This window comes from Gordonia tangerina (assembly GCF_021556435.1).
GTDB classification, from domain to species: domain Bacteria; phylum Actinomycetota; class Actinomycetes; order Mycobacteriales; family Mycobacteriaceae; genus Gordonia; species Gordonia tangerina.
Window position 1 is genome coordinate 371,728 of sequence record NZ_JAKGCU010000002.1, and the last position, 13,669, is coordinate 385,396.

Sequence of the window (13,669 nt, forward strand, 5' to 3'; positions counted from 1 at the left end):
GCATCCCGCGCGTCGATCTCGTCGAGCAGGGCGCCGAGATCCTGCGACACCGGGCCGTCGGGACCGAGGTGGTCGCGGTCCAGATCGTCGTCCCAGTCGTCGGCATCGGCGCCGTGGTCCTGATCGTCGCGGGAACTCACGCGCCACCCAAAGCGGCGAGCGCACCACCGAGGCGATCGACTTCCTCGGTCGCCACCTTCTGTCGTTCCCGGATCTTCGCCACGACCTGTTCAGGGGCCTTGGCCAGGAATTGTTCGTTGCCGAGTTTGCCAGTGGTGGAGGCGAGTTCCTTCTCCGCGGCGGCGAGGTCCTTGGTCAGCCGTTTACGTTCGGCCGCCACGTCGACGGTCCCGGACGTGTCGATCCGGACGGTCACCGTCGCCGACGACAACCGCACGTCGATCGTCGCGGTGGCCGCGAAACCGTCGTCGGCAGGCTCGAGCCGAGCCAGCGAATCCAGATATCCACGGGAGGAATCGAGTGCGGCCGCGTCGAGGCCGTCGATCTCGGCGGCCACCCGCTGTCCCGGGCGCAGCCCCTGGTCGCTGCGGAAGCGCCGAACCTCGGTGATGAGCCGTTGCAGGTCGTCGATGTGTTGGGCCGCCGGGGCGTCGGTCGGCACACCACTGGCCGCCGGCCACGACGCGATCACCACCGACTCCTGCCCCGTCAGCGACCTCCACAGCACCTCGGTGACGAATGGCATCACCGGGTGCAGCAGCCGCAACAGGTTGTCGAGCACAGTGCCGAGCACCACCGACGTCGACGCGGACCGTGCGTCGTCGTTCTGCGCATATTGGACCTTGGCCAACTCCAGATACCAGTCGCAGACCTCGTCCCACGCGAAGTGATACAGCGCCTCACAGGCTTTGGAGAACTCGTATGCCTCGAAACCGGCATCGGCCTCGGCCCGGACCTGCTCGAGTCGATCCAGAATCCACCGGTCGGCTTCGGTCAGCGTTGCGCGATCGGGTAGTTCAGCCACCGTGGCGCCGTTCATCAGCGCGAACTTGGTGGCGTTGAACAGTTTCGTCGCGAAGTTGCGCGAGGACTGTGCGTGGTCCTCGCCGACCGATATGTCGCTACCCGGGTTGGCGCCGCGAGCGAGCGTGAAGCGCAACGCGTCGGCGCCGAAGCGCTCCACCCAGTCGAGTGGATCGATGCCGTTGCCCTTCGACTTCGACATCTTGCGGCCGTGCTCGTCGCGCACCAGACCATGCAGGAACAGGTTGTGGAACGGCACTGCGTTGCCGTCGCCGAGCCGGTCACCGACGTAGGTACCGAACATCATCATCCGGGCCACCCAGAAGAACAGGATGTCGTAGCCGGTGACGAGAACCGAAGTGGGATAGAACTTCTCGAGGTCGGCGGTGTTGTCGGGCCAGCCCATGGTGGAGAACGGCCACAGGCCCGACGAGAACCAGGTGTCGAGGACGTCGGTCTCCTGGACATAGCCGTCGGGTGCCTGCTCGTCGGGCCCCACACAGACGACCTCCCCCTCGGGGCCGTAGAAGATCGGGATGCGGTGACCCCACCACAGCTGACGAGAGATACACCAGTCGTACATGTTGTCGACCCAGCCGAACCAGCGCGGCTCCATCGAGGTCGGGTGGATCACGGTGTTACCGTTGCGAACCGCGTCGCCTGCCGCCTTGGCCAAGGACTCGACGCGCACCCACCACTGCATGGACAACCGCGGTTCGATGGGCTCGCCGGTCCGTTCGGAATGTCCGACGCTGTGCAGGTACGGCCTGACCTCGGTGACGATGCGGCCCTGCTCGGCGAGAGCCTCCCGCACCTTGGCCCGCGCCTCGAACCGGTCCATCCCGTCGAACACGGTTCCGGTGTCGGCGATGCGCGCCTCGTCGTCCATGATGGTCGGCATCGGGAGGTCGTGGCGTTGCCCGATCGCGAAGTCGTTGGGGTCGTGTGCGGGAGTGATCTTGACCGCGCCACTGCCGAACTCGGGATCGACGTAGTCGTCGGCAATCACCGGGATGCGCCGGTCGACGAACGGGTGGTCGAGTTCGGTGCCGATCAGATGGGCGTAGCGCTCGTCGTCGGGGTGCACCGCGATCGCGGTGTCGCCGAGCATCGTCTCGAGTCGGGTGGTGGCGACCACGATGTGTGGCGCGTCGTCGTCGAGGCTGCCGTAGCGGAAGCTGACCAGTTCGCCCTCGACGTCGGCGTAGCTCACCTCGATGTCGCTGATGGCGGTCTTGAGCACCGGCGACCAGTTCACGAGCCGCTCGGCGCGGTAAATCAGCCCGTCGTCGTACATCTGCTTGAACACTGTCTGCACGGCGCGTGACAGACCGTCGTCCATGGTGAAGCGTTCGCGGCTCCAGTCGACGCCGTCACCGAGACGCCGCATCTGCGTGCCGATGTTTCCGCCGATCTCGGCCTTCTCTGTCCAGACGCGATCGATGAATGCCTCGCGACCGAGGTCGTCGCGCGTCAATCCGTCCTCCGCGGCGATCTTGCGCTCCACCATCGTCTGCATCGCGATGGCCGCATGATCCATTCCGGGCAGCCACAACACCTCGTAGCCCTGCATGCGGCGGCGACGCGCCAACGCGTCCATCAGCACATGCTCGTAGGCGTGGCCCATGTGCAGCGACCCGTTGACGTTCGGCGGCGGGATGACGATCGAGAACGCCGGCCGGTCGCTGGTCGCGTCTGCGGTGAAGTAACCGGCGTCCACCCAGCCCTGATACAGCTGTGCTTCGTGTTCGGCGGGGTCCCAGGACTTCGGTAGCTCGCGGCTCGGATCGGGTGTGCTCACCCCACAATCTTAGGAAACGTCACAGGCTAGACATGGAGCCGGTGCAGGTCTTCGGGAGCGTTGACATTGGTGAGCCATTCCGGATTGCCCACGGCAACGCGATGAGTGGTCAACGCATCGAGCGCGGCGAGCATCCGTCGTTCACCTCCCGCGGTCAGCTCCGCGATCACCGGCGCGACGTCGGTGCGATAGAGCCCGGCCATGGGGTGGTCACGCTGCGCATCGGTGGCGATGACCGCCTGGGTCGACACGGTGACCCCCCGCAACAGCTCGTCGATCAACTCCGAGGAGATCAGCGGCATGTCCGTCGCACACACGAACGCCCATGCCGCGCCGGCATCGGCCGCCCGGGACAACCCCACCGCAAGACCGGCGAGCGGCCCGCCGCCCGGCGTTTCGTCGGTGACCCACTGCGCCTCGGGGCCGCCGGTGCCGTGGAGCCCCTGATAGGCCGCGGATTCCTCCGGGGCCACCACGAACACCGGATCGCAGCGCTGCCCCACCGTCCGGACCACGCGCGCCAGCATCGGCTCTCCTGCCCAGTCCATGGCCGCCTTGTCGCGACCCATCCGTCGGGAACGGCCGCCTGCCAGCACGATTCCCGCCACCCGCTGCTCATCGGTTTGCGCCATGGGACCAGTGTGCCGACAGTCCGGCCCACTCGGGGCAAGATGGGAATATGAGCCGTCAAAGCCAGTCCACCGACATCGCCGTCACCGAACCCGTCGACACCGACACCGGAGTGATCAAGGATCATGCGGCCGGGGTCCCGGCGGTCGCGGTGGCTCTGGCGCGGGGGCTCGAGCAGATGGGTCCGGTCCGCACGGCGCGCACGCTGGCGAAACTCAATCAGCGCAACGGGTTCGACTGTCCCGGGTGCGCCTGGCCGGAGACGCCCGGCCACCGCAAGCATGCGGAGTTCTGCGAGAACGGTGCCAAGGCGGTCGCCGAGGAGGCCACCCGGCGACGGGTGACCCCGGAGTTCTTCGCCGCTCACTCGGTGGACGACCTGCGGGAGCGGTCGGGCTACTGGCTGTCACAGCAGGGGCGGTTGACCCACCCGATGTACCTCGCTCCGGGTGACTCACACTACCGGCCGGTGTCCTGGGAACAGGCCAACCAGCTCATCGCCGACGAACTCTCGGCGATGTCATCGCCGCACGAGGCGGTCTTCTACACCTCCGGCCGGACCAGCAATGAGGCGGCGTTCGTCTATCAACTCTTCGCGCGCAGTCTGGGCACCAACAACCTGCCGGATTGTTCGAACATGTGCCACGAGTCCTCGGGCTCCGCGCTCGGCGCATCGATCGGCATCGGCAAGGGATCGGTCACCGTGCCCGACATCGAATCGGCCGATCTCATCATCATCGCCGGTCAGAATCCCGGCACCAACCATCCGCGCATGCTGTCGACATTGGAGAAGGCCAAACACAACGGCGCCCGGATCGTCGCCATCAATCCGCTGCCCGAGGCCGGTCTGATGCGGTTCAAGGATCCGCAGAAGATCGGTGGCGTCGTGGGGCACGGCGTGAAACTCGCCGACGACTTCCTGCAGATCCGTCTCGGCGGCGACATGGCCCTGTTCCGCGGTGTCGCGCGACTGTTGCTCGACGCCGAGCGGGCCGCCCCGGGCACCGTCTTCGACCAGGACTTCCTCGACGCCCACTGCACAGGGGTCGACGACTACCTTCGGTCGCTCGACGATGTCGATGTCGACGAGATCCTTGCGGCGACCGGACTGACGTACGCACAGATCCGCGACCTGGCCGAGGCGGTGGCCTCGGCGGACCGGGTCGTCCTGTGCTGGGCAATGGGCCTGACCCAGCACCGGCATTCGGTGGCCACCATCGGCGAGGGCACCAATGTGCTGCTGCTACGCGGGATGATCGGTAAGCCGGGCGCCGGCCTGTGCCCAGTCCGCGGGCACTCCAACGTGCAGGGCGATCGCACGATGGGCATATTCGAGAAGATGCCCGAGTCTTTCCTCGCGGCCCAGGACGCCGAGTTCGGCATCGACTCTCCACGCGAGCACGGGTATGACACGGTGGCGGCCATCGGCGCGATGGCGCGCGGCGAGGTCCGCGTGTTCTTCGCGATGGGCGGCAATTTCGTGTCCGCGGCACCGGACACCGACCTCACCCGCGCCGCCCTGGCCCGCTGTGCACTCACGGTGCAGGTGAGCACCAAACTCAACGAATCCCACCTGGCCACCGGTCGCGCCGCGCTCATCCTGCCGACCCTTGGACGCACCGACAAGGATCTTGTCGACGGTGTGGCACAGCAGGTGTCGGTCGAGGACTCGATGTCGGTGGTACACCTGTCGCGCGGTTCGTTGCCACCGGCGTCGGCGCACCTGCGCAGCGAGGTCGGCATCGTCTGCGATCTCGCCACCGCCGCCCTGGGCCCCGATCACCCGGTGCCATGGCAACAGTTGCGCCGCGACTACAACCTGATCCGTGACCACATCTCTCGGGTCATCCCGGGTTTCGAGGACTTCAACATCCGCGTCCGACTCTCCGACGGATTCGTGCTACCCCATCCCCCGCGCGATCGCCGCGAATTCGACACCCCGGACGGCCGCGCGCACTTCGCGCTGCATCCCCTCGACTGGGTACGGGTACCGGAGGGAAAACTGATCCTGCAGACCCTGCGCAGTCACGATCAGTACAACACCACGATCTACGGCCACGACGATCGCTATCGCGGCATCAAAGGCAACCGCCGGGTCATCATGTGTCACCCTGATGACATCGCGGCCGCAGGTCTGCACGCGGGCGATCGCGTCGACATCATCTCCGAGTACGAGGGCGAGGCCGGCATCGAGGAACGTCGCGTCGACGATTTCGAACTCATCGCGTACTCCACCCCGCGGGGTAACGCCGCGGCCTATTATCCCGAGACCAATCCCCTGGTCCCGCTTGGATCGGTCGCGCGGGAATCGAACACCCCGGTCTCCAAAGCGGTGGTGATCCGGCTCGAACCCAGCAGGACGGCAACCTGACCCGGCGCGTCCGCCCGCGACACGCCGCAACCCCCGGGGCATCGGAACTCCCGGGGGTTGCGGTGATGAGAAGGCGGGTCAGGCGCTCTTGTCTCGGCGCTCGTCGCGGCTGTTCTTGCGCGGGACAATCGTCGGGAGCACATTGTCGCGGACTGTCTCACCGGTCACGACGACCTTCTCCACGTCGTCTCGACTGGGAATGTCGTACATCACCGGAAGCAGCACCTCTTCCATGATGGCGCGCAGCCCGCGCGCGCCGGTACCGCGGTGGATGGCCTGATCGGCGACGGCTTCGAGCGCATCCTTGCTGAACTCGAGTTCCACGTTGTCCATCTCGAACAGCTTGGTGTACTGCTTGACCAGGGCGTTCTTCGGCTCGGACAGAATGCTGACGAGGGAGTCCTTGTCCAGGTTGGTGACCGAGGCGACGATCGGCAGACGACCGATGAACTCCGGGATCAGACCGAACTTGATGAGATCCTCCGGCATCACCTCGGCGAAGTGATCGGTGGTGTCGATCTCGTCGCGGCTGGTCACCTCGTTACCGAAGCCGAGCCCGCGCTTGCCGATTCGTTCGGACACGATCTTCTCGAGACCGGCAAAGGCACCCGCCACGATGAACAACACGTTGGTGGTGTCGATCTGGATGAACTCCTGATGCGGATGCTTACGCCCGCCCTGCGGCGGCACCGAGGCCTGCGTCCCCTCCAGGATCTTCAGCAACGCCTGCTGCACACCCTCACCCGAGACGTCTCGGGTGATCGACGGGTTCTCACTCTTGCGCGCGACCTTGTCCACCTCGTCGATGTAGATGATTCCGGTCTCGGCGCGCTTCACATCGTAATCGGCCGCTTGGATCAACTTGAGCAGGATGTTCTCGACATCCTCGCCGACATACCCTGCCTCGGTGAGCGCCGTCGCGTCGGCGATGGCGAACGGAACGTTCAGCATCTTCGCCAAGGTCTGCGCCAGGTAGGTCTTCCCGCAGCCCGTCGGACCGAGCATCAGGATGTTGGACTTGGCGATCTCCACCGACTCACCGGTGCGGGAGTCCTTCTTCTCACCGGCCTGGATTCGCTTGTAGTGGTTGTAGACCGCCACGGCCAACGTCCGCTTGGCGGTGTCCTGACCGATGACGTAGTTCTCGAGGAAGTCACGGATCTCGGCCGGCTTGGGCAGCTCGTCGAGTTTCACATCGCCGTTCTCGGCGAGCTCCTCTTCGATGATCTCGTTGCAGAGATCGATGCACTCGTCACAGATGTACACGCCGGGGCCGGCGATCAGCTTCTTGACCTGCTTCTGACTCTTTCCGCAGAACGAGCACTTCAGCAGGTCGCCACCGTCTCCGATTCGTGCCATCTCGTGTACGTACCTTCCTCTTGCTCCGGTCGATTCGACGGACCTTCACCGTGCGCAGCCGGGCATGGGTGACCGTGCGGCATGCGGATCGCCCAATAACCCGACGGTACCCGCGCGCCGCTCGAACTTCGACCGATAACGCCAAATGTCGTGTCGGAAGTTTCGGTCGTCGTCCGCTATCTGGTTGTGCTGGGCGTCATGGCCGCCGCCATCTGGCTTCCCGCTTCTGCACGGCGATCGAACTCCCGCGCAGACGTCCAGGATGACTGCCGACGACCATGTTGGGCACGCACCTCGACCCGGCGTGTCGAGACGAGGTGCGTGCGGGCCGGATCCGACTCAGGCCTTCTTCATCGACTTCTTGCGATACTCGAAGACCTCGTCGACGATGCCGTATTCCTTGGCCTGATCCGCCGACAGGATGTTGTCGCGGTCGGTGTCCTTGCGAATCTTGTCCTTGTCCTGCCCGGTGTGGCGGGACAAGATCTCGTCGAGCCGGTTGCGAATGCGCTCGATCTCTGCGGCCTGGATCTCCAGGTCTGACACCTGACCCTGGTAGGCACCGCCGGTCCGTGGCTGGTGGATCAGCACGGTGGCATTGGGCAGCGCCGCGCGCTTGCCGGGTGTACCGCCGGCGAGCAGAATGGCCGCCGCCGAGGCGGCCTCACCCAGGCAGACCGTCACGATGTCGCAGTGGACGTACTGCATGGTGTCGTAGATCGCCAACATGTCCGGAACGCTGCCGCCCGGCGAGTTGATGTACATCGTGATGTCGCGGTCAGGGTCCTGGGACTCGAGCACCAGCAGTTGCGCCATCACGTCGTTGGCGACGGTCTGGTCGATCGGGGTGCCGACGAACACGATGCGCTCTTCGAACAGCTTCGCGTACGGGTCGTACTGGCGCTGTCCGTTGGGGGTGTGCTCGATGAACTGCGGGAGGATGTAGCGCGCCTCGATGCTCTTGATCGCCAGCGCCGACGACGGGATGCCGGCGGCGACGTCGGCGGGCAAGTGGTCGAGCGAGAAGGAGTTGGTCATCTGCTGCTCCGTTGGTGAGATGTGGCCTCGTGTTTGCGGTGCGTGGTCGGCGCTCAGGACGGGGTCACCGAGCCCGCGCGGGTGACCACGTGGTCGACGAGTCCGTACTCGAGCGCTTCGTGCGCGGTGAACCACTTGTCACGGTCCGAGTCGGCCTCGATCTTCTCCAGCGGCTGACCGGTGAACTCGGCGTTGAGCCGGTTCATCTCCTTCTTGGTGGCCGCGAACTGCTCGGCCTGGATGGCGATATCGGCCGCGGTGCCGCCGATACCGGCCGACGGCTGGTGCATCATGATCCGCGAATGGGGCAGGGCATGCCGTTTGCCCGGGGTGCCGGCGGCCAGCAGGAACTGGCCCATCGACGCAGCCATACCCATCGCGTAGGTGGCGACATCGCATTCGGCGAGCTGCATGGTGTCGAAGATGGCCATACCCGCGGTCACCGACCCGCCCGGCGAGTTGATGTAGAGGTTGATGTCGCGGGTCGGATCCTCGGCCGAGAGCAGCAGGATCTGCGCGCACAGCCGGTTGGCGATGTCGTCGTCGACCTGGGTGCCGAGGAAGATGATGCGCTCACGCAGCAGTCGTTCGAACACCGAATCGGTCAGATTCAGCCCGGACACTCCCGAACTCAGGGTCGGCGTGTGGATCGTCGGCTCACTCACTGTTCCTACCTTTGCCTGTCGTGGTGACGTGCGGTCACAAACCGCGTCCACCGGTTTCCTCGGTCCAGCTTGTCTGCGATGACTTGTTCTGCCGTGGCGACCCTAGGGGTCTCACGAAAGCATCATCGCGAGGTCCTCACCGACACTAACCAATGCCGCCGGAGGGACAGTCCCGACAAGCCCCCTATTCGCTGAGAGCAGAACAGCCGGCCACCGGGTATGGGGACCCGGGTCCGGCTGTTGTGCCCACTACTCGTGCGATGAATCAGTTCTCGTCGTTCTTGTTCTCGTCGTTCTCGTTCTCGTCGCCAGCGGTCGCGTCTGCAGCGACATCGTCCTCATCGGCCGCACCGAAGAACTCGTCGGTGTCCACGGTGGCGCCGCTGGTGTCGGTGACCGTCACCTCGGAGACAATTCCGGCGAGCGCCTTGCCGCGGCGCACGTCGGCATAGACCGCGCCGACCTGGCCGGCACTCTGCAGTTGCTGGATGAACTCCTGCGGCTGCATGCCGTAGCGCTGGGCCTGGAACAGGATCTGCTGGGTGAGCTCGTCCTGATCGACCTCGGTCTCCTGCTGATCGGCGATCGCGTCGAGCAGCAGCTGGGTCTTCACCGACTTCTCGGCCTCCTCGCGGGCCTCGGCGTCCCACTCCTCGCGAGTCTTGCCCTGCGCCTCGAGGAACTTTGCCACCTGCTCGTCGTCGTGCCCGAGTGCGTGCACGATCTGATGCTGCTGACCCTCGACCTCTTCTGCGACGACCTTCTCCGGCAGCGGGACCTCGACCTTGGCGAGCAGCTCCTCGAGGACCTTGTCGCGGATCGCGTTCGCCTGCTCCATCTTCTTGGACTGCTTGACCCGGTCGACAAGGCTGTCGCGCAGCTCGGCGACGGTGTCGAACTCGCTGGCCATCTGGGCGAACTCGTCGTCGAGTTCGGGCAGTTCACGTTCCTTGACCGAGTTCACGGTGACCGTCACCTGCGCCTGCTCGCCCGAGTGGTCTCCGGCGACCAGCGTGGTGGTGAACTCCTTCGATTCGCCGGCCTTGACACCGACCAGGGCCTCGTCGAGGCCCTCGATGAGCTGACCGGAACCGACCTCATGCGACAGACCCTCGGTGGAAGCTTCCTCGACGACCTCGCCGTCGACGGTTGCCGCCAGGTCGATGGAGACGAAGTCGCCCTCTTGCGCGCCGCGGTCGACACCCTTGAGTGTGCCGAAGCGCGCACGCAGCCCCTCGACCTGCTCATCGACCTCGGCGTCATCGATCTCGATGGTGTCGACCTCGACCGCGAGGGTCGAGTATTCCGGCAACTCGATCTCCGGGCGGACGTCGACCTCGGCGGTGAACGTGATGGGACTGCCGTAGACGAGCTCGGCGAGATCGATCTCGGGCTGGCCGATCGCCTTGGTCTCGGTCTCTGCCACGGCCTGCGAGTACTTGCCCGGCAACGCGTCGTTGACCACCTGGGCGAGGATCGAGTCGCGACCGACGCGAGCCTCGATCAGCTTGGCGGGCGCCTTGCCCGGACGAAAGCCCGGGATACGGATCTGCTGGGCCAGCGAACGGTAGGTCCGGTCGAACTCGCCGGACAGCTCCTCGAACGGGACTTCGACATTGAGCTTCACCCGGGTCGGGCCGAGCTGCTCGACGGTGCTCTTCACGCCTGCTCCTTACATCTGCATTTCTGCGTCGGTGTCATTGGTCTGTGCGTATCTGTCGCGGGCGTGCCGCCACCACATCGGTCGGGATGACAGGATTTGAACCTGCGACCCTCCGCTCCCAAAGCGGATGCGCTACCAAGCTGCGCCACATCCCGGTGGCCTGATGTCCCACGCCCGATCGATGACCGACGAAACGCAGAGCAGGGCCAACAGAAGATAGTACGTGCCGGGTTGTCGACCACCTAAACGGGTGGGCACCGGCAACGCGCCGATACCCGGCAAAACGCGACTCGCCGAGTGCGATTTCTGGTTGGGACATCGCATTGGGTACAGTCTTGGACGCACGCGACGCCGATGGCGATCCCACCAGGTGACGCGGCACGCGGGTGTAGCTCAATGGTAGAGCCCTAGTCTTCCAAACTAGCTACGCGGGTTCGATTCCCGTCACCCGCTCCACCTGACCGGAGGTCCCTCGGGCCTCCGGTCTTTCGCTTCCATCGGGCGAGTTGGCTACGCAAGACGACTGTGATGGACGTCACTGTGGGCGTAGGCTTGGGACATGTCTTCCAGCCACGCCAAGAGTCAGCGCAAGTGTCCGAGCTGCGGAGCCAATCTGTATGTCCGCAAGGATGTGGTGCACTCGGCTTCCGGTCCTGGACGAGTGGATGTGATGCTCGTCTGCCGTGACGAATCATGCTCGGAACCGGTCCGTCACCTGCGCACCGAACACCCGCAGCCCGCCTGACCGCTCGGTGGCCGGCACACGCGCGCAACGTGCACGTGCGGTTCGCCTTTGACGAGTTCGCACCCGGCGTTGTGGTTTTTCGGGCCGATGGCCGATAATGGACTGACGATGGGACTCAGGGGGTCGGTGTCCGTCGAGAACCGACACTGCATTTTCCCTGGGGGATCCATGACCGAATCACGTGGTGGGCACCGACGTGCCACCAACCGCTCCGGGCCGTCCGCATTGCGTGGCCCTCTGATCCTGGCCGCCATCGTCGCCACCGTCATCGGACTGCTGGCGGGCGCCCCGAACGCCACCGCCGACAACGTCGCCCTACCGACGCCGCTGCGTGACCGGTTCTACGACGCACCGCCGAACCTGGCTTCCCTCGCACCAGGCGAGATCATCGCCACCCGGGATCGCCCGAACCCGCCGGGCTTCTTCGATGTGCGCACCTACCAGTTGGCGTTCCGCTCGTCGGACAGTCAGGGTGAGCCCATCGCGGCCGTGACGACGGTCCTGGTCCCCACCCGCAAGACGGCCGACGGGCCGCTGCTGTCGTTTCAGCACATCATCAACGCGACCGGCCTGGAGTGCGCACCGTCGCAGGCGCTCTGGACCCAGGACCCCAACCTGGCTATCCGGGAGGCCCCCGGCCTCAACGTCGCGCTGCAACAGGGGTGGGCGGTGGCGATCCCCGATCACCTCGGACCACGCAGCGCCTACGGGGCCGCGAAGCTCGGTGGTCAGATCACGCTGGACAACATCCGTGCGGTGAAAGACTTCGGTCCCGCGAAGTCCGCCGACAGCCCCATCGGTCTGGCCGGCTATTCCGGCGGCGGGATGGCCACCGCGTGGGCGGCCGCGCTGGCACCCACTTACGCGCCCGACCTCGACATCGCGGGCGCCGCGTATGGCGGGGTGCCGATGAATCTGCTCAAGATGGCCGAGGGCCTGGGGTACAGCACGCCGCATCCCGCGTTCGGGCTGGCCTTCGCCGCCGCCATCGGAGTCTCCCGCGAGTATCCGAAGCAGATCCCGATGTGGCGCACCTGTCACCACTGGGCAAACAGATGTACCTGGGTATGCGCAATGCCTGCACGAACGACATCTTGCGACTCGGCGCCGGTCACGACGCCCAGCAGGTCACCGTCGGCGGGCGGGCGATCTTCGATGACCCTGTGGCCCGCCGCGTGGTCGAACAGAACAGCCTGTCGCTCTACCGCGGCATCCCACGCACCCCGATCTTCGAGTGGCACAGTCCCACCGACGCCCTGATCCCGGTGTCCTCCATCGACCACACCCTTGACCGCTATTGCCGCGCCGGACTCCCGGTCGAACGGATGTCGACGCCGTCACCTGATCACCTGTCCGCCGCGCTCATCGGCTTGCTTCCGGCGTTCCGGTATCTGCAGGATCGGTTCCAGGGCGTACCGGCACCGAGCTCCTGCTGAGCTGCCGACTCTGCGCTGGTTCGGTTGCCGCGTGCGCGCGACCCGGCCGAGGAGGCGTGATGGTGATCACACAGAGCGGGTCGTCCGACCCGCCCACCACGCTCTTCACCCTCAGACCCAGCGCAACGTCCATCGTTCGACGACTGTTACGCTGCTCGGCTTTGGCCCTAAGGCAACGTTTGTGTAACGATGGTTGCGCGCTCCGGGGGATGCGCTTCAGTAACTCAAACTGCAAAGGTCTCTCAGTGTTCACATCGAAGACTTCTCGTCGCGCCCGTCGCGGCACGACCCGACGTGCGGTTGCCGCCGTGATCGGCGCCGCTGCCGTGATGCTCATGCTGCCGATGACGGCGGGTGCTGCACCGGTCACCGTGATCCCGGGCCTGCCCCCGGTGGAGATCCCGAACATCCCCGGTGTGCCGCAGATGCCCGGCACCCCATCGACGCCGCAGACCACCACCCCGACTCCGGAACCGACGCCGTCGACACCGGAGACGCCCAAGGGTCCGGCGATCCCGAATGTGAAGACCTCGACCGGTTGGATCGCGCTGGCCGACGACGCCACCCACCAGATCACCTGGTGGCACAACGGCAATCAAGTCAAGACGATGCCGATCTCGATGGGCTCCGACAAGCATCCGACTCCCAACGGTGTCTACTACACCAAGGAGAGCTACCGCGACATGTACATGGATTCGTCCACGTACGGCGTTCCGGTCGACTCGGCCGAGGGCTACCGGACCTACGTCGAGTACGCCACCCGCATGTCGTGGGACGGCATCTTCATCCACGCCGCCCCGTGGTCGGTGGAGCAGCAGGGCCGCAGCAATGTGAGCCACGGATGCATCAACGTGAGCACCGCCAACGGCAAGTGGGTGTTCGACACCATCCCGCGTGACACCCCGATAGTGGTCCGCGGAACCATCGGCCCGGACTACATCCCCGGGAGCTGAAACAAACGCACTCAACACAGCTCA

9 protein-coding genes, 2 tRNA genes and 1 pseudogene are annotated in these 13,669 nt (G+C 65.6%); 5 read left to right on the top strand and 7 right to left on the bottom strand.

Translation table 11 applies throughout. From position 1 onward, the window contains the following. Positions 1-136 precede the first annotated feature (136 nt). Positions 137-2,785, bottom strand: a complete 2,649-nt coding sequence (locus L1892_RS04935) for a valine--tRNA ligase (RefSeq protein ID WP_235722319.1) — start codon at positions 2,783-2,785, stop codon at positions 137-139. A 26-nt stretch (positions 2,786-2,811) separates the two neighbouring features. After that, positions 2,812-3,417, bottom strand: a complete 606-nt coding sequence (gene mobA / locus L1892_RS04940; RefSeq protein WP_235722320.1) for a molybdenum cofactor guanylyltransferase — start codon at positions 3,415-3,417, stop codon at positions 2,812-2,814. A 47-nt stretch (positions 3,418-3,464) separates the two neighbouring features. Between mobA and L1892_RS04945 the strand changes: the two genes are divergently transcribed. After that, the gene (locus L1892_RS04945) at positions 3,465-5,786 is read left to right on the top strand and encodes an FdhF/YdeP family oxidoreductase (protein ID WP_235722321.1); all 2,322 of its coding nucleotides are present in this window, start codon (positions 3,465-3,467) and stop codon (positions 5,784-5,786) included. 78 nt (positions 5,787-5,864) lie between these two features. On the opposite strand, the gene clpX is transcribed toward L1892_RS04945, so the two are convergent. The 5 genes from clpX to L1892_RS04970 all read right to left on the bottom strand — a co-directional run bounded on the left by clpX (position 5,865) and on the right by L1892_RS04970 (position 10,666). Further along, entirely contained in the window at positions 5,865-7,145 is a 1,281-nt protein-coding gene (gene clpX / locus L1892_RS04950) for an ATP-dependent Clp protease ATP-binding subunit ClpX (RefSeq protein ID WP_235722322.1), read from the bottom strand. A 339-nt stretch (positions 7,146-7,484) separates the two neighbouring features. After that, positions 7,485-8,183 (bottom strand): ATP-dependent Clp protease proteolytic subunit, encoded by a 699-nt coding sequence (locus L1892_RS04955; RefSeq protein ID WP_235722323.1) that lies wholly within the window; start codon positions 8,181-8,183, stop codon positions 7,485-7,487. Positions 8,184-8,236: 53 nt separating this feature from the next. After that, positions 8,237-8,848 carry an ATP-dependent Clp protease proteolytic subunit gene (locus tag L1892_RS04960; protein WP_235722324.1) on the bottom strand — a complete coding sequence of 204 codons (612 nt, stop codon included), beginning with the start codon at positions 8,846-8,848 and terminating at the stop codon, positions 8,237-8,239. Positions 8,849-9,113: 265 nt separating this feature from the next. Further along, positions 9,114-10,511, bottom strand: a complete 1,398-nt coding sequence (gene tig / locus L1892_RS04965) for a trigger factor (protein WP_235722325.1) — start codon at positions 10,509-10,511, stop codon at positions 9,114-9,116. Positions 10,512-10,592: 81 nt separating this feature from the next. Next, a tRNA-Pro gene (locus L1892_RS04970) sits at positions 10,593-10,666 on the bottom strand. A gap of 227 nt (positions 10,667-10,893) precedes the next feature. On the opposite strand from L1892_RS04970, the gene L1892_RS04975 reads away from it, so the two are divergent. From L1892_RS04975 to L1892_RS04990, 4 genes and pseudogenes are all read left to right on the top strand, one after another. Beyond that, positions 10,894-10,967 (top strand) — tRNA-Gly (locus L1892_RS04975). A gap of 103 nt (positions 10,968-11,070) precedes the next feature. Further along, entirely contained in the window at positions 11,071-11,256 is a 186-nt protein-coding gene (locus tag L1892_RS04980; protein ID WP_235722326.1) for a hypothetical protein, read from the top strand. A 168-nt stretch (positions 11,257-11,424) separates the two neighbouring features. Next, positions 11,425-12,692, top strand: a pseudogene (locus L1892_RS04985) (lipase family protein). 209 nt (positions 12,693-12,901) lie between these two features. Continuing rightward, the gene (locus tag L1892_RS04990; RefSeq protein ID WP_235722327.1) at positions 12,902-13,645 is read left to right on the top strand and encodes a L,D-transpeptidase; all 744 of its coding nucleotides are present in this window, start codon (positions 12,902-12,904) and stop codon (positions 13,643-13,645) included. Positions 13,646-13,669 lie beyond the last annotated feature (24 nt).

Coding starts and splice junctions, on each gene's coding strand:
- mobA (WP_235722320.1), bottom strand. CDS start 3,417: ATGGCGCAAACCGATGAGCAGCGGGTGGCGGGAATCGTGCTGGCAGGC.
- L1892_RS04945 (WP_235722321.1), top strand. CDS start 3,465: ATGAGCCGTCAAAGCCAGTCCACCGACATCGCCGTCACCGAACCCGTC.
- clpX (WP_235722322.1), bottom strand. CDS start 7,145: ATGGCACGAATCGGAGACGGTGGCGACCTGCTGAAGTGCTCGTTCTGC.
- L1892_RS04955 (WP_235722323.1), bottom strand. CDS start 8,183: ATGACCAACTCCTTCTCGCTCGACCACTTGCCCGCCGACGTCGCCGCC.
- L1892_RS04980 (WP_235722326.1), top strand. CDS start 11,071: ATGTCTTCCAGCCACGCCAAGAGTCAGCGCAAGTGTCCGAGCTGCGGA.
- L1892_RS04990 (WP_235722327.1), top strand. CDS start 12,902: ATGCGCTTCAGTAACTCAAACTGCAAAGGTCTCTCAGTGTTCACATCG.